Consider the following 17288-nt stretch of genomic DNA (forward strand, 5'->3'; position numbering starts at 1 on the left):
GAGTTGCGGCGCGCGCCGGAGCTGCCGTCCTCGAAGGCCTCGTTCACCACGTCCCAGGCGTAGATCTTGCCCCGGTAGTAGCTCGCCACCTTCGTGACGTGGTTCAGCATCGCCTGGCGCAGCGCGGTGCCTTCCATGTTCTGCATCCAGCCCGGCTGCTGCGAGTGCCACGCCAGGGTGTGGCCGCGGACGCGCTTGCCCTGGGCGATGGCGTGGTTGACGATCCGGTCGGCGTTGCCGTAGGTGAACTGGTTCTGGTTCGGCTCGGTCGCGTCGATCTTCATCTCGTTCTCGGGCGTGACCATGTCGAACTCGCGGTTCAGGATGCCCACGTACGTCGAGTCGCTCAACTTGTGCGCGGCCACGGCCGTGCCGAAGTAGCGACCCGACTGGGCCGCCGACGCGCCGAGCGTGGTCGCGGCGTTCGCGGAGGTCGCCACGAGCATGCCGGCGCTCAACGTGACGGCGGCGAGCACCGCCGACATGAGCGCGGCGCGCGACACTGACCTCGATGTCAGCTTCATGTTTGGCACCTTCTGGGAGCACTGGGGACGTCGTCGTGTTCCAGGCCTGAAACTTTTAGCAGTATTGACCGAAACAGATAGTGCCGGCAAGCGCGTACTGAGACGTGCTTCGGGGTGCTGTGTTGCTTCAGAAGGTGGTCAGAACGGTTCAGTGGGCGCTTGAAGCAGTCGAAACGTTTCGAAACTGTTCGTCGATTGACGATGGTGAGAGGGCGGAGGTCGATGCTTGGAGGGCGGTGGCCACGGCGTTGCGGACCTCTGCGCCTGAAGGTGCCTCGCCGGCCCACTCGCGGAGGGAGGTGGTCGGGTCGTCCAGTCCGCAGGCCAAGAAGCGTTGGCCCATTCCTCCATGGCTTCGGCTGCTTCGGGGTAGGGGACTTCGCCGAGGTCGATTCTCTTGAGTGCCGGGAATCCGCGCATGGCTTCGACGCTACCCTTCGGGCGCTTCGGTGCGCTTCGTGCTCTTGAGCGGGCGCGCTTCGTGCTCTTGAGCGGGCGCGCTTCGCGCTCTTCAAGACGCGCTTCGCGCTCTCAAGATCAAAAGCGGGCCTGGAGAACCACCAATGGGGGAGGAAGGGCGTCGGTTCCCCCACCGCATGGCCTGGCAAAGCCAACCACAGATTTCCCGGGTGCAGCCAAAAGTTTTGCGAGGAACGAGCAAAACTTTTGGCTGCACCCGGGAAATCTGTGGTAGCCCTTCGGGCAGGCCATACGGTGGGGAACCGAGGCCCCGCTGTGGCTGATAGCCGGCCCGCCGCGCCGAGCGCGGCGAAAAGCCGCGATTGGTCGGGCGGGGAGTGGGGGCGGCGTGGCGCGCGGCGAAGGGTCGCTGTTGGTGGGGTGGGGAGTGGGGGCGGTGTGGCGCGCGGCGAAGGATCGCGGTTGGTGGGGCGCAGTGGTGTGGGGCTCGTGGTTGCCCTTGGCTTGGTTGGTGGGTGGGGTGGATCTTTGGGTGGGTGGGTGGTGGGAGAAGATCCTCCTGGGGTGGCGTGGGGCCGGATGGCGTAGGAACCCGCGGAGGGGTCGGGGGATCTCAGTAGGGTGGACCGATCGCGAGATGGGGGAGTGGCGGTGACCGACGAGGCCGACTTCGGGCCCTACCGGATTCTCGGCATGCTCGGCCAAGGTGGCATGGGCGTGGTGTACCGGGCGCACGACACGGTGCACGACCGGGTTGTGGCGTTGAAGAAACTCCCCGCCTCGGTGGTCGACCCCGAGTTCCGGGCCCGCTTCCAGCGCGAAGCTCGGCTGGCGGCCTCCCTGAGCCACCCGAACATCGTGCCGGTGCACGACTTCGGGGAGATCGACGGCCAGCTCTTCCTGGACATGATGCTGGTCGACGGGACCGACCTGCGCCGCATGATGGGGCAGGGCCAGGTCGACCAGGACCGGGCCTTGGCGGTGTTGCGGCAGGTTGCTCGGGCGCTTGATGCGGCGCATGGAGCGGGGCTGGTGCATCGGGATGTGAAGCCGTCGAACATCCTGGTGGACGGGGCCGGCCGGGCCTACCTCGCGGACTTCGGTATTGCGCGGGAGACCTCGGCGGATGCCACGGTGTTGACGCAGTCCGGCGATCTCATCGGGTCGTGGGACTACATGGCGCCCGAACGGCTGTCGCGCAGTGATGTCGACGGGCGGTCCGACCAGTACTCGCTGGCCTGTGTGTTGTTCGAGTGCCTGACCGGTCGGCTGCCGTATCCGGCTGTGGACATGGCGGCGAAGGTGGCGGGGCATCTGTTGCAGCCGCCGCCGGCGCCGTCGGTGTTCATCCCGACTATCACCCCGGCGTTGGACGGGGTGGTGCTGCGGGGGCTGGCGAAGGATCCTGCGCGGCGGTTCGAGTCGGCTACGGCGCTGATCACGGCGGCTGAGGCGGCCTCGTATTCCGGGGGCACGGTTCGGTCCGCCCAGCCCACGTTGCCGGGGCCGTCGAAGGAGCGTGACCAGGGGCGGTTGGTTCGGGCGATCATGCGGGCGCAGGAGCGGAAGCCGGGGACTCGGCGGATGCCCTACAGCAGCAAGCCCGTCTGCCCCTATCCCGGTCTGTCGGGGTTCGACAAGGCCGACGCGGCGCTGTTCCACGGGCGCGACCACGTGGTCACCGATTTGTTGGTGCGGTTGGCCGAGCAGCTCGACGGTGGCGAGCCCGTTGTGGTGGTCGGCGCGTCGGGGTCCGGTAAGTCGTCGGTGCTGCGAGCCGGGTTGCTGCCGGCGTTGGCGGGTGGGGACGGGCCGGATCTGGCGGACTGGCCCCAGATCGTGCTGACGCCTGGGCCGGACCCGATCCGGGGGCTGGCTACGGCGATGGCCGCGCATTCGGCACTCGACGCCGATGAGTGGGCGCGGGTGATTCGGCAGACGCCGGCGAAGTTCGGGGAGACGTGTGCGCGGTCGGTGGGTGAGACCGCCACGCGGCCGGTGATTCTCGTCGACCAGTTCGAGGAGCTTTTCACGTATGGCGCGCCGGAGGCTGATCGGATCGCTTATGCCACCGCGTTGACGTCGGCCAGTCCGGCGATCGTGGTGTTGGCGGTGCGGGCGGACCTGGTGGATCGGTGTATTGAGTTGGCGCCGTTGAGACCGGCCTTGCAGGCTCCCGTGGTGTTGGGGCCGATGGATGCGACCGAGTTGCGGCAGGCCATTGTCGTGCCGGCTCGGGATGCGGGGTTGGAGGTTGAGACCGGGCTGCCTGAGAGGCTGATCGCGGATCTGGGTGTGCGCGGGGAGATCGGGTATGACCCGGGTGCGTTGCCACGGCTTGCGCACGCGCTGCGGGAGACGTGGAACCACCGTGAGGGCAACATGCTTACCCTCGCCGCCTATCGGCGGGCTGGTGGCATCGACGGCGCGGTTGCGCGCACTGCCGACGAGATCCACGACCGGCTTGACCCGTTGGGGCGCCACTTGTTGCGGACAACGTTGCTGCGGATGGTGACGGTGTTCGACGACGGCACCGTGGTGCGCCGCCGGGTGGATCCGCGTGAACTGCCCGCCCCGGTCATCCTGGACCAGCTGATCAGCGCCCGCCTGGTCACCGTGGACGGCACCGGCGCCCGGCTCAGCCACGAAGCGCTGCTGTCCGCGTGGCCCCGGCTGCGCGGCTGGATCGACGAGGACCGCGCCGGCCTGATCCAGCACCACCGGTTCACCGACGCGGTCCGGGTGTGGCTGGAGTCCGGGCAGCACGCCGACGACCTGTACCGGGGCGTGCGGCTGGCGTCGCTGACCGCGTGGCTGGAGTCCGCCCGCGACCGGGTCCGCCTGCAACCGGCCGAGCAGGAGTTCCTGGCCCGCTCCACCGCCGCCGAACAGGCCGGGCAGCTCGCCGAGCGCAAGCGGACCCGGCGGCTGCGGACCCTGGTCGCCGCGCTGAGCGTGCTGCTGCTGGTCGCGTCCGGCGCGATCGTCGTGGCCACGAACCTCCAGCAGGACGCCAAGAACCAGCGCGACCGGGCAGAGTCCTCCGGTCAGCTCAACCTGTCCCGCCAACTGGCCGCCGAGTCCTCCCTGGCCCGGGGCGTCGATCCGCGGCGCAGCGCGCTGTCCGCGCTGGGCGCGTGGCAGGCCGGGCAGACCGTGGAGAGCCGCAGCGCCCTGCTGGCCAACGCCGTGGACGCCTACCGGGGCCGGATGACCGGCCACGAAGGTGTGGTGTCGTCGATCTCGGTGTCCGGGGACGGCAAGGTCGCGGCCAGCGGCGGCACGGACGGGTCGCTGCGGCTGTGGGACGTCGCCAACCGCAAGCAGATCACCGTCCTGGACGACGGCGACGGCTGGTACCGCACGGTCTCCATGAGCGAGGACGGCAAGCTGCTGGCCTCCGCCAACCCCGACACCAAGACCGTCGCGCTGTGGGACGTGGAGAAGCGGGAGAAGATCCGCGACCTGCCGGGCACCGGCATCGACACCGCGCTCTCCCGCGACGGCACCGAGATCGCGTCGTTCACCGAACGCGGCCTGGTCGTCTGGAACACCTCGACCTTCGCCGAGCGGGCGGTGCTCCCGATCGACCACGCGTCGATCTTCATGGCGATGAGCCCGGACAAGAACCACATCGCCACCACCGACGTCAACGACGTGCGGGTCCGCCGGATCTCCGACGGCGTGGAGGTCGCGAAGCTCACCGGCCACACCGACAAGGTCCAGGCTATCGCGTTCGACCCGGCCGGCCCCACCATGGCCAGCGCCGGCACCGACGGCACGATCCGGTTGTGGGACACCAACACCTGGACCACCCGCGACGTCCTGGACTCGCCCGAGGGCAGCCTGACGTCGGTGGGCTTCAGCGGCAAGGGCAACGCGATCGTCGCCAGCGGCAACGGCACCAGCGTGTACTCGTGGGACCCGACCAGCCTGGTGCTGGTGGCCCGGCTCGCGACCCGCTCCGTGACCACGTTCGGCATCACCGTCTCCGCCGACGGGCACACCATGATCGGCGCGGACTCGGCGGGCGAGATCACCGTGTGGCAGCTCGGCCAGACCGTCATGGGCGACCGGCACGGCTCGGCGATCTCGGTGTCCTTCCACCCCGACGACAAGCTGTTCGCGCTGGTGGACGGCGCCGGGTTCCTGGAGCTGTGGGACAGCACCACCGGCGACCTGGTCAAGCGGATCAAGGCGCACCAAGGCCCCGCCTACGACGTCGACTTCTCGCTGGACGGCGCGGAAGTCGCCACGTCCGGTGAAGACGGCGCGGTCGTGGTGTGGCGGACCTCGGACCTGGCGGAGCGGCGGCGGTTCAGCCGGCCCGGCACGGTGATGGCCACCATGCGCTACAGCCCCGACGGCAAGCAGATCGCCGTCGCCGGCCGCTCGCCGGCCACCTCCGAGGAGAACCGCGACGAGATCCTCCTGCTGCGCGCCGACGACCTGTCGGTGTCGCCGCAGCGCCGGACCACCCGCGGCGAGCCGCGCAACGACGACAAGGGCATCGAGCTGAACTACCCCACCGGCATCGCGTTCAGCCCGGACGGCAAGACGCTGGCCGTGCCGCTGTCCGCGGGCAAGGTGGGCCTGTGGAACCTGGTGGACCCCGGCGCGGAGCTGACCATCCTGCCCGGCCACGCGGGCATCGCGATCGACGCCGACTTCAGCCCGGACGGCGCGCTGCTGGCCACCGGCGGCTCGGACCGGGTCGTCAAGCTGTGGCGGGTGCGCGACGGGCAGCAGGTGGGCGAGCTGACCGGCAGCGACTCGACCATCCGGCGGGTGGCGTTCAGCCCGGACGGCAAGTCGCTGGCCTCGGCCGGCCAGGACACCGTGGTGCGGCTGTGGAACGTCGAGGACCGGCGGTTCGTGGCGCGGCTGGACCGGCACGAGGACCAGTTGAACGACCTGGAGTTCGACAGCAGGGGTGAGCGGATGGTGAGCGTCGGCGCGGACGGCGTGGCGCGGTTGTGGCACTTGGACCCCGGGCACGCCGGGAAGGTGTTGTGCGGGTTGTTGGACCGGGACTCGCTGGCCGACGAGTGGAACGCGCTGGGTCCGGACCGGGGGAGTGCGCCGACGTGCCCGGAGTGACCGGTGTGCCGGTGGGGGTGGAAGGGGTCGCCATGCCGACGGTGGTCGTGCGGGCGGCCGGGGTCGGCGCGGTCGTGCTGCGGCCCGGGGAGTCGCTGGTGTTCGGCCGCGCGCCGCACGTCGGCGAGCCGGTGCCCGGCCGGGTAGCGCTGACCCTGCCCGACTGCGCGCCGCACGTGTCGCGGCTGGTCGGGGAACTGGTCGTGGGGACCGACACGGTGGCGCTGCACTGGCTCGGCGCGGGCGAGGCCCAGCTGTCGAGCCTGTTCGACGCTCCCGGCGGCGCGCGGCGGGTGATCCTGGCGCGGTCGATGTCGGCGCTGCTGGACCGGGGCGAGAACCAGCTGGTCCTGCTGCTGGGCCGGCAGGGACCGCTCGGCTTCACCGACCTGGTGCTCAACATCGACGTGTCGGCGTCGGAGGGCGCGTCGGCGGTGGCCCTGCCGGAGGGCGAGGCGACCGGCAAGGGGCCGAGCCTGCCGCGCGGCAGCCGCGACTGGTACGTGGCGCTGGCGCTGTGCGAGCCGTGGCTGGCGGGCAAGGACGACTACCCGCGCCCGCCGTCGAACAAGGAGATCTACGAGCGGGTCCTGCACTGGCACGGCTACGCCTGGAACCTGCACCGCCCGCAGCGGGTCGACGACGCCATCCGGGCCATCTCGGCGGTCGCGTTCGGGGTGAACGACGACCCCTACTCGGCGCCGCACGTGGGCCGGTTGCAGAACATCCGCTTCGCGGTGGCGCGCCGCGCGGCGGAGACCCGCCTGGTGACCGCGGCCGACCTGGCGGAGGTCGAACGAGCGGCCCGGAACCGGAAACTTCCACCCCCGCCGGCGGGAACGGCTGATTCGTAGTCCTTGTCTGACAGGGAGAACGTGGTTCTCCACTGTCGAGAAAGGACTGTCATGTCGCAACCGGTCGAGCGGGCCAGGAAGTCCGGCGCCACCGTGGCGCTGCTGGTGCTGTTGACGCTGTCGAACGCGTTCGTGCTCGTGGTCGGCCTCGTCGGGTGGGTGGACGAGGCCGACCACGGCGCGGACTGGGACGACGGCGCGTTACGGGCCTTTGTGTTCGCCACCTTCATGAGCCTGGTCGCCGTCGTGGGGCTGGTCGGGGCGTGGCTGACCCGGAAGTGGGGTCCCCGGCTGTACCTCGGTGCGGCCGTCGTCGGGCTGCTCGTCGGGCTGGTCCTGGCGGAGGGGGTCGTGTCGCCGTTCGGTCTGCTCGGGATCGGGCTCGCCGTGGTGCTGTGGCTGACCGCCGAGAACAACTGGTAGGACGTCGTGGGCGGTGACCTTGTCGGTGATCGCCTCGGAGGCCGGGACGCCGGCGGGTGCGAACCCGCCGGCCGGCGTCGCCGGGTGCGGCGGGGTGGCCGGCGTGGCGGGGTGCGGCGGGGTGGCCGGTGCCGGCGGGGCGGACAGGCCGGGGCCGGACGCGAACCCGCTGGACGGGGTGGCCGGCTGCGGCGCGACGAACCCGCCGCCGGGGGTGGGGGTGGCGAATCCGCCGCCGGGGGTGGCCGGGCCGGGGGTGGCGAAGCCGCCGCCTGGGGTGGCTGGGCTCGGGGTCGCGAAGCCGCCGCCGGGGGTGGCCGGGTTCGGCGTGGCCGGGTTGGGCGTCGCGAATCCGCCGCCGGGGGTGGCGAGGCTGGGCGTGGCTGCTGCGGCGAGCCGCTTGCGGCGGGTGAGGAGGACCGCGGTGCCGGCCGTGGCGGTGGCGATCGCGATGCCCGCGCACAGCACGGCGAACACGATGAGCATCGTCGGCGGGCCGCTCGGCTTGCCGCCCCGGTCCGCCGCCAGCTTCCGGTACTCGCTCGCCTGCTGGTGCCCCGGCGACCCGGCGAGGACCGCGTCGAAGTATTCCACCGCCGAGTCGTAGTCGCCCTCGAAGTACCGGTCCAGACCGGTCCGGTAGTCCCGGTCGTGGTCGCCGATGTCGGCCGTGATCTCCTTGCCCTTCAACACGTCCGTCAACGTCTGGGACGACGCGGCGAAGTTGAACGACTGCGTCTCGCCCGGCGAGCCCTGGCTGACCAGGCCGACGATCCCGCCGTCCATGTCCACCACCGGCCCGCCGCTCATGCCGTGCGTCGCGGCGGCGCTGAACTCGTAGAACGGGCGGCCCTGCTGGGTGCGCCGCGCGGAGATCTGGCCGTTCTTGCTGCTGGGCTCCAGGCTCGGGTCCACGGCGGCGCTGGCCGAGCCGGGGTAGCCGATGGCCAGGATCGGCGTGCCGACCGGGGTCTGGTCGTCGCGGATCTCCATGCTGGGCAGGTGGTCCCGGGGGATCTTGAGCACGGCGACGTCACCGTCCTCGGGCGCGACGAGGTCCACGACGGTGGCCGGCGCGATGTCGCGCACCTGCTCGGAACCCTTGGCCTCCATGCGTTCCACCTGGATCGCGCGGTGGATCGGGCTGTCCGGCACCGCGCCCTCGGCCTGGCCGTGCTCGGCGAAGTCCCGGCGCGCCTTGGCCTCGTCGCGCACCCGGCCGACCTTGGCCAGTTCCGCGACCGCCGCCGCGAACAGCGCGCCGCCGCCGCCCAGTGGTCCGGTGTGGACGCAGTGGCTGGCGGTGGCGACGTGCCCGTCCGGCGTGACGACCGCGCCGCTGCAGGATGTCTTGACCTCGAAGCCCTCGGTGCCGCCGAAGACTTCGCCGGTGCGCTTGTCGCGCACCCAGCCGTGCCAGGTGACCGAGACGAAGACGATCGCGGGCCGTGCGAGCGCCGCCGCGCGTTCCTCGGGACTCGACGGCGCGGCCACGGCGGCTGCGGCGTTGGTGGGGGCGGCTGCGGCGGCGTCCGGTGGTGTGGCGGCGGTGGCTGGGGTGGCGGCAGTGGCGGTGGGGGCGAGGGCTAGAACAGCGGCGCCCAGGAGGGTTGCGGTTCGGCGGATCACCCGTACACCCCCGCGCCCTCGACGCGCACCCACACCGACCGGTAGCCGTTGGCGGCGTTCTGCTCGACGAACTGGTTGCCCTGGCACGTGTAGTCGTCGACCTCGTTCAGGTCCGCCTTGACCTCCTGCGGCGTGGTGCCGATGAGGCCGCGCTGGTCGTAGGAGTCGTACTTCACCGTGGTCTTGGTGCGGGCCTTGTAGGTGATCTGCTTGTCGTTCGCCGTCCACGTGAACTCGGTGTTGCCGTTGCCCACCAGCCGCAGTTCGTTGCCCTGGTAGTTCCCGGTCAGCGTCCAGTTCTCCTGGAACTCCGTCGCGGTCCCGTCGGGGCGGAACTCGTAGCGGCGGCCCCCGCCGGAGAACGGGATGGGGTCGGCGTCGGTGTAGAACTTGAGCGTCAGGCTGTCCTCGACCGTCCGCCACGTGCCGACGATGCACATCGGCAGTCCGGCGGCCCGGGAGGTCGGCGTGCGCGGTGTGGGGGACGGGCGGTCGCCGACCGCGACCGGATCACCCCCGGCGGGTCCGCCGTCGGCGATGGCCACGGCCGTCAACGCGGACGCGCCCAGCAGCGCGGCGGCGGCGACGGAGAACAGGACGACGACGGCGGGTCTTCCCGGCGGCCGGGGGGAGTCGCTCACGCGCTCATCGTATTGATCAGGCCGGCCCACGGGACGCCGAACCCACCGGAAGTTTCCGCCGGCCGCAGGCCCGCTGACCCGTACGGCGCAACGGTTTTGCGTCCGTCAGGTCAGGTTCTGGAACCGTTCCGACGCGACGGTCAGCGCGTCCACGCACGCCCGGATCGCGCCGCGCTCCTCGTCCTCGGACCGGGTCACCGCGTAGATCGTCCGGTTGAGCGCCGGACGGGTGGCCAGCACCCGGACGCCGTCGGGCACGGTGTCCCGCCCGAGCCGGGGCACGACGGCCGCGCCCACGTTGCCCGCGACCAGGGCGAGCTGGGTCGGGTAGTTGCCGATGGTGCAGCTGATCCGCGCGTTCACGCCGTGCCGGCGCAGCACGTGCGCGAGCCAGTCGTAGCAGCCTGACCCCGCGCTCCACCCGATCCACGGCACGTCGTCCACCTCGGCCAGGTCCACGGTCTTGCGGTGCGCCAACCGGTGTGACGCGGGCAGCACCAGGTCCGCCACGTCGTGCAGCAGGGTCGTGCGGGACACCGTCGCCGGCACCGCCACCGGCCGGTGCTCCCAGCTCTCCAGCACGGCCACGTCCAACGCGCCGTCGACCACGCGTGGCAGCGTCTCCTCGGCCTCGCCCTCCTCCAGGGTCACCTCCAGGCCGGGGTGCCGGTCGCGCAGCAACGCCAGCGCGGGCGGCAGGAGGGCGTGGACGGTCGTGGGGATCGCGCCGACCCGGACCGTGCCCGTGACGTCGTCGCGCAGCAGGTCGAGGTCGGTCCGCGCCTGCTCGACCTGCGCCAGGATGCGCTCGGCGTGCCGCGCCAGCACGTGCCCGGCGGTGGTGAGCCGGACGCTGCGCCCGTGCGGCTCCAGCAGCCGCTGCCCGGCCTCCCGCTCCAGCTTCGCCAGCTGCTGCGACACCCCCGACGGAGTCACGTGCAACGCCACGGCCGCCGCCGCGACCGTCCCGTGCGTGGCCACGGCGTGCAGAGCCCGCATCCGCTCCAGTCCGAACACGGAAGCAATGCTACCGAGTTCCGCTCAAGAACATTCGCTTGTCCTTGATGGTCGGGTCGACGAGCCTGGGACCTGTGACGACGACCGACGTTCGCCCCGCCGTGCGGGGGCTCGCGCCGACCAGGGTGAGCCCGGCCCTGCTGGCGGCGGCTGGAAGCGTGTGCATCGCCTTGTCGTCGGTGTTCATCAAGGTGTCCGGGACGACGGGGAGCACGAGCGCGTTCTGGCGGTGCCTGATCTCGTTGCCGGTGCTGGTGGTGCTGGTGTGGTTCGAACGGCGGCGCGGCGCGGGTCGTCGTCGGGTCGTCCTGCCGTTGCTCGCCGGGGTCGGGCTGGGCGTGGACTTCGTGCTGTGGGGCGACGCCATCGCGCTGGTGGGGGCGGGGGTGGCGACGGTCATCCTGTCCGTGCAGGTGGTGATCGTGCCCGCGGTGGCGTTCCTGGTGTACGGGGAGCGCCCGTCGGGGCGGTTCCTGGTGGCCGTGCCGGTGCTGTTGGGCGGGATCGTGCTGGCGGGCGGTCTGGCCGGGACCCCGGCGTTCGGGCCGGATCCGGTGTTGGGGGCGGTCCTGGCGTTGGGCGCCGGTGTCGGCTATGCCGCTTACCTCTTGTTGATCCGGCACAGCACCGGTCCGGGGGCTCGGGAGCACACGTTGATGTTGGCCACGGTGTCGGCCGGTGTGGTGGCCGCGGTGATCGGCCTGCCGACCGACCGGTTGGACTTCAGCCCGGGGTGGCCGGCGTTGGGGTGGCTGGTGGCGCTCGCGCTGGTGGGGCAGATCGTGGGGTGGATGCTGATCTCGACCGCGCTGCCCCGGATGTCCAGTTCGAAGGGAGCCACGTTGATGCTGGTCCAGCCGGTGGCGGCGATCTTGCTCGGCATCGTGCTGCTGTCGGAACGGCCCAGCGCGCTGCAGTTGGTGGGGTGCGCGGTGGTGCTCGGGTCGGTCGCCTTCGTCGGCAAGGCCCGGCGCGGGTAGAGGTGTGGCGGGGGTCACAACATGTGGGTGTCGATCCTTTGCGGGACAGTTCGTCGCACTGACGAGAGCAACCGGGACCGACCAGGAGGAGCAACCCCATGCGCACGCTCATCACCACCGCGTTCGTCTCCCTCGACGGCGTCGTCGAGGCGCCCGGCGGCGAGCCCGGTTACCGCAACTCGGGCTGGACGTTCAAAGACGTCGAGTTCGACCCCGCCGCCTACGAGCTGAAGAGCCGCGAGCAGGACGAGGCCGCCGCGATGATGATGGGGCGGGTGAGCTACCAGGCGTTTTCGCCCGTGTGGCCGACGATGACCGACGAGTTCCCGCGCTACAACGCCATGCCCAAGTACGTCGTCTCCACCACCCTCACCGAGGACGACCTCGTCGCCAACTGGGGTGAGACGACCATCCTGCGCTCCCTCGACGACGTCGCCGCGCTCAAGGAGGGCGACGGCGGGTCGATCATCGTGCACGGCAGCGCGACCCTCAACCGCGCGCTGTCCGACGCCGGCCTGATCGACCGCTACCACCTGCTGGTCTTCCCGGTCCTCCTCGGCGCGGGCAAGCGGCTGTTCAGCGCCGCTGACAAGGACAAGCAGAGCCTCAAGCTCCTCGAGTCGGAGTCCTACGGCAACGGCATCCAGAAGCTGGTCTACGACGTCGTCCGCTGAGGTCGCAGGGAAGAAATCCGCCTCAACGCGCCACTTACGGCGGCGGTCGGCCAATGATGGGTGTCCGGTAGTGGACTTTTGATTGACCGGGTTCAAAAGTGCGCCCTACCTTGCTGTGACCTGGGCAACACCCCTGCCGGCTCGCTCGAGGAGGCGCGACACCGCCATGCCCTACCGCACCGCGACCATCGGCGGCACCCTGCTGCTCGCCGCCGGACTGCTGTCAGCAGGGCCACCGGCCCGAGCGCACCACGACCCCGCCGACTTCCAGCAGGTCGAACTGGCCCGCGGGGTGGCCGAGATGGGCGAGCCGATGTCCCTGGCGGTCCTGCCCGACACGTCCGTCCTGCACACGGCGCGGGACGGCGTGCTCCGCCGCACGGACGCGGCCGGCACCACCAAGGTCATCGGCACCCTGTCCGTCTACAACCACGACGAGGAAGGCCTGCAAGGCGTCGGCGTCGACCCGGGTTTCGCCACCAACCGGGCGATCTACCTCTTCTACGCGCCCAAGCTGTCCACGCCGACCGGGGACGCGCCCGCGACCGGCCCCGCGAGCACGTGGGAGACCTGGCGCGGGGTCAACCGCCTGTCCCGGTTCACGCTCAACGCCGACTGGACCCTGAACACGGCGAGCGAACGCATCGTCCTGGACGTCCCCGCCGACCGCGGCATGTGCTGCCACATCGGCGGCGACATCGACTTCGACGCCGCCGGCAACCTCTACCTGTCCACCGGCGACGACACGAACCCGTTCCAGTCCAGCGGGTACAGCCCGATCGACGAGCGCACCGAGCGCAACCCCGCGTTCGACGCCCAGCGCACCTCGGCCGACACCAACGACCTGCGCGGCAAGGTGTTGCGCATCAAGGTGAACGCGGACGGCACCTACACCGTCCCGAGCGGCAACCTCTTCGCGCCCGGCACGCCGAACACCCGCCCCGAGATCTACGCGATGGGCTTCCGCAACCCGTTCCGGATGACCGTCGACAAGGCGACCGGCGCGGTCTACCTGGGCGACTACGGCCCCGACGCGGCGATCTCGGACGCCAACCGCGGCCCGTCCGGCCAGGTGGAGTTCAACCGGATCACCTCGCCCGGCAACTACGGCTGGCCCTACTGCACCGGCACGAACACCAGCACCGAGACCTACAACGAGTGGAACTTCGCCACCAACGCCACCGGCCCCAAGTACAACTGCGCGGGCGGTCCGACCAACAACTCCTTCCGCAACACCGGCCGGTCCACCCTCCCGGCCGCGCGCCCGAGCTGGATCCGCTACGGCGGCGACGCGGGCAGCCCGCCGGAGTTCGGCTCGGGCTCGGAGTCGCCCATGGGCGGCCCGGTCTACCGCTACGACCCGAACTCGACCTCGGCGGTCAAGTTCCCGCCGTCCTTCGACGGGCACTTCATGGCCGCCGAGTACGGGCGCCGCTGGATCAAGGACATCGCGGTCGACGCCGACGGGTCGGCGGGCACGATCGAGGCGATGCCGTGGTCGGGCACGCAGGTCATGGACCTGGCGTTCGGGCCGGACGGCGCGCTGTACGTGCTGGACTACGGCACCGGCTACTTCAACGGCGACCACAACTCCGCGCTGTACCGCATCGAGCACATCGGGGGCACCAACCGCGGCCCGACCGCCCGCGCCACGGCGAACGTCACCTCGGGGCACGCGCCGCTGGCGGTGGCGTTCTCCTCCGCCGGGTCCACCGACCCGGAGGGCTCGCCGCTGACCTACCGCTGGGACTTCGGTGACGGCACGTCCAGCACCGCGCCCAACCCGTCGCACACCTACTCCGCCAACGGTTCCTACACCGCGACCCTGACCGTCACCGACGCCGGCGGCGCGACCGGGTCGGCGAGCGTCTACATCACGGTCGGCAACACCGCGCCCAAGGTGACCATCGACCTGCCCGTCGACGGGACCCCGTTCTCCTACGGCGACACGATCCCCTTCCGGATCACCGTCACCGACCCCGAAGACGGCGCGATCGACTGCAACCGCGTGAAGATGACCTACGGCATCGGGCACGACAACCACGGCCACGTCATCACCACCCGGACCGGCTGCACCGGCTCCATCACGGTGGCCGCCGACGGCGAGCACGACGAGGCCGCGAACGTGTTCGGCGTGTGGGACGCCGAGTACACCGACCTGGGCGCCAACGGCCAGCCCGCGCTGACCACGCACGCCAAGAGCGTCACCCAGCCCCGCCACCGCCAGGCCGAGCACTTCACCACGTCCTCGGGCATCAGCAAGATCGCCAAGTCGCAGGCCGAAGGCGGGTACACGGTCGGCGACGTCCACAACGGCGACTGGGTTTCCTTCACCCCGTACGCGCTGAGTGACGTCCACGGGTTCGCGGCGCGGGTGTCCTCCGGCGGGATCGGTGGCACCCTCCAAGTCCGCGCCGGTTCGCCCACGGGCACGGTCCTCGGGTCCGCGGCGGTCCCGGTGACCGGCGGGTGGGAGTCGTTCACGACGGTCAGCGGCAGCCTGTCCGGCGCGCCGAGCGGCACCACCGCGCTGTACCTGACGTTCAGCGGCGGCGTGGGGGCGTTGTTCGACGTGGACTCCTTCACGCTCGACGGCCCCACCGGCCCGATCGTCGGCATCGGCGGCAAGTGCGTGGACGTGTCCGGCGCGGCCACGGCGGACGGGACGAAGATCCAGCTGTGGACGTGCAACGGCACCGGCGCGCAGCGCTGGCAGCGGGCCGGGCAGACGTGGCAGGCGCTGGGCAAGTGCCTGGACGTCTCCGGCGCGGGCACGGCCGACGGGACCAGGGTCCACCTGTGGACGTGCAACGGGACCGTGGCCCAGAACTGGGTGGCGGGCGCGAACGGGTCCCTGGTGAACCCGAACTCCGGCAAGTGCCTGGACGCGGCCGGCGGCGGCACCGCGGACGGAACCCAACTGATCATCTGGACCTGCCACGGCGGCACCAACCAGAAGTGGACGACCCCGTGAAAACACTCGCCCTCGCAGCTTCCGCGCTCCTGGCGCTGACCTTGCCCGTGCCCGCCTCCGCCGCGACCTACGACGTCCTGGTGTTCAGCAAGACGGCCGGGTTCCGGCACGACTCCATCCCCGCCGGCGTCCAGGCGATCAAGGACCTGGGCGCGGCCAACGGGTTCACCGTCACCGCGACCGAGGACGCCGCGGTGTTCACCAACGGGACGCTGGGCCAGTACGAGGCCGTGGTGTTCCTCAACACGACCGGGGACGTGCTCAACGCCTCCCAACAGACCGGTTTCGAGAACCACGTCAAGGCAGGCAAGGGTTTCGTCGGCGTGCACGCGGCGGCGGACACCGAGTACGAGTGGCCGTTCTACGGGGAGCTGGTCGGCGCGTACTTCCACTCGCACCCGGCGATCCAGCAGGCCCCGGTGAAGGTGGAGAGCCGCGCCACCGCCGCCACCGCCCACCTGCCGGCGACCTGGACGCGCACCGACGAGTGGTACAACTACCGCACCAACCCCAGGTCGAGCGCGCGCGTGCTGGCCACGCTCGACGAAAGCGGTTACACGGGCGGCAACATGGGCGCCGACCACCCGCACGTCTGGTGCAAGACCCACCAGGGCGGGCGCAGTTTCTACGTGGGCGGCGGGCACACGGCGTCGTCGTACTCGGAGGCCGGGTTCCGGGGCTTGCTGCTGGGCGGAATCCGTTACGCCGCAGGGCAGACGCGGATGGACTGCCGTCCGGAGAGCGGGTACGGCCGGCTGTTCGCGGGCTCGGTCGACGGGTGGTCGCAGGCCGGTCCGGGCGGGTTCACCAACTCGGACGCGACGCTGACCAGCTTCGGCGGGATGGGGCTGTTCTGGTACGGCGGCAGGCAGTTCACGTCGTACTCGCTGAAGCTGGACTGGCGGATGGCCGGCGACGACAACTCGGGCGTGTTCATCGGCTTCCCGCCGTCGAGCGACCCGTGGTCGGCGGTGGACAACGGCTACGAGATCCAGATCGACGCCACCGACGCCCCGGACCGCACCACGGGCGCGGTGTACGGGTTCAAGTCACCCGATGTGGCGGCTCGGGACGCGGCCCTGAACCCGCCGGGGGAGTGGAACGCCTTCGAGTTGCTGGTGGAGGGCGAACGGCTCCGCGTGTACCTGAACGGGGTGCTGGTCAACGACTTCACCAACACCGACGCGAAACGCTCACTGGCCGGTCACATCGGCCTGCAGAACCACGGTGACGGCGACGAGGTGTCGTTCCGGGACGTGCGGGTGCGGGAGTTGGACCGGACGGTGCAGGCCGAGTCGTTCGCGGCGGCGAGCGGCGTGCAGCCGTTCACCAAGGCCGGCGCGCACAACGGCCAGACGCTGGGCTTCATCGACCCCGGTGACTGGGCCGCTTACGACGACGTCGACCTGACCGGGGCGACCACGTTCCAGGCCCGTGTGGTGTCCGGTGGGCCTGGCGGGACGATCGAGGTGCGCACCGGCTCGACGACCGGGCCGGTGTTGGGTCGGGTGGCCGTGCCCAACACCGGGAGTTGGACGACCTTCGCGGACGTTCGCACCGCGTTGACCGGTGTGCCTTCCGGACGGCAACGGGTGTACCTCACCTTCACCGGGACGGGCACGGGCCTGTTCGACGTGGACGACTTCTCGGTGGTGCCGGGGACGGTGTCGGGGCCGATCGTGGGCGCCGGCGGCAAGTGCGTTGACGTCGCGGGCGGGGCCAGTGCGGACGGCACCAAGGTGCAGTTGTGGACGTGCAACGGCTCGCCGGCGCAGACGTGGACCCGGTCCGGCCAGACGTGGCAGGCGTTGGGCAAGTGCCTGGACGTGGCCGGAGCCGGGACGGCGGACGGGACGAAAGTGCAACTGTGGTCCTGCAACGCGACGGGAGCGCAGAACTGGACGGCCGGCGCGAACGGGTCGTTGGTCAACCCGAACTCGGGGAAGTGCCTGGACGCGGCCAGTGGCAGCACCGCGGACGGGACGCAGCTGATCATCTGGACCTGCCACGGCGGCACCAACCAGCGGTGGACCACCTAGTGCTGCCGTGGCG

10 protein-coding genes are annotated in these 17288 nt (G+C 71.1%); 6 read left to right on the top strand and 4 right to left on the bottom strand.

Annotated features, from left to right (window positions below; translation table 11 throughout):
• The coding region (locus RIN75_RS34010) for an endo-1,4-beta-xylanase (protein ID WP_309116185.1) at nt 1–524 on the bottom strand (524 nt) is incomplete at its 3' end.
• A gap of 1071 nt (nt 525–1595) precedes the next feature.
• Here RIN75_RS34010 and RIN75_RS34015 point away from each other — a divergent pair.
• Nucleotides 1596–6044 (top strand): protein kinase, encoded by a 4449-nt coding sequence (locus tag RIN75_RS34015; RefSeq protein WP_309116186.1) that lies wholly within the window; start codon nt 1596–1598, stop codon nt 6042–6044.
• Nucleotides 6032–6898 (top strand): hypothetical protein, encoded by an 867-nt coding sequence (locus RIN75_RS34020; RefSeq protein WP_309116187.1) that lies wholly within the window; start codon nt 6032–6034, stop codon nt 6896–6898. Before RIN75_RS34015 ends, RIN75_RS34020 begins: the two co-directional genes overlap by 13 nt.
• Nucleotides 6899–7099: 201 nt before the next feature.
• Here the strand turns inward: RIN75_RS34020 and RIN75_RS34025 are convergent, their stop codons facing one another.
• The 3 genes from RIN75_RS34025 to RIN75_RS34035 all read right to left on the bottom strand — a co-directional run bounded on the left by RIN75_RS34025 (nt 7100) and on the right by RIN75_RS34035 (nt 10608).
• Nucleotides 7100–8950 (bottom strand): trypsin-like peptidase domain-containing protein, encoded by a 1851-nt coding sequence (locus RIN75_RS34025; protein WP_309116188.1) that lies wholly within the window; start codon nt 8948–8950, stop codon nt 7100–7102.
• Entirely contained in the window at nt 8947–9591 is a 645-nt protein-coding gene (locus RIN75_RS34030) for a lipocalin family protein (RefSeq protein WP_309116189.1), read from the bottom strand. Before RIN75_RS34030 ends, RIN75_RS34025 begins: the two co-directional genes overlap by 4 nt.
• Before the next feature lie 105 nt (nt 9592–9696).
• Nucleotides 9697–10608: a LysR family transcriptional regulator gene (locus RIN75_RS34035; RefSeq protein ID WP_309116190.1), complete on the bottom strand. Its 912-nt coding sequence runs from the start codon at nt 10606–10608 to the stop codon at nt 9697–9699.
• Nucleotides 10609–10682: 74 nt separating this feature from the next.
• Here RIN75_RS34035 and RIN75_RS34040 point away from each other — a divergent pair, with 74 nt between their 5' ends.
• The 4 genes from RIN75_RS34040 to RIN75_RS34055 all read left to right on the top strand — a co-directional run bounded on the left by RIN75_RS34040 (nt 10683) and on the right by RIN75_RS34055 (nt 17275).
• Nucleotides 10683–11588 (top strand): DMT family transporter, encoded by a 906-nt coding sequence (locus tag RIN75_RS34040; RefSeq protein ID WP_309116191.1) that lies wholly within the window; start codon nt 10683–10685, stop codon nt 11586–11588.
• 98 nt (nt 11589–11686) lie between these two features.
• On the top strand, nt 11687–12262 hold the full coding sequence (locus RIN75_RS34045) for a dihydrofolate reductase family protein (RefSeq protein ID WP_309116192.1): 576 nt from the start codon (nt 11687–11689) through the stop codon (nt 12260–12262).
• 166 nt (nt 12263–12428) lie between these two features.
• The gene (locus RIN75_RS34050; protein ID WP_309116193.1) at nt 12429–15236 is read left to right on the top strand and encodes a PQQ-dependent sugar dehydrogenase; all 2808 of its coding nucleotides are present in this window, start codon (nt 12429–12431) and stop codon (nt 15234–15236) included.
• Nucleotides 15233–17275, top strand: a complete 2043-nt coding sequence (locus RIN75_RS34055; RefSeq protein WP_309116194.1) for a ThuA domain-containing protein — start codon at nt 15233–15235, stop codon at nt 17273–17275. The genes RIN75_RS34050 and RIN75_RS34055 overlap by 4 nt, the downstream gene beginning before the upstream one ends.
• Nucleotides 17276–17288 lie beyond the last annotated feature (13 nt).

Origin of the sequence: Saccharothrix sp. (genome assembly GCF_031180885.1) — a bacterium.
GTDB lineage: Bacteria > Actinomycetota > Actinomycetes > Mycobacteriales > Pseudonocardiaceae > Actinosynnema.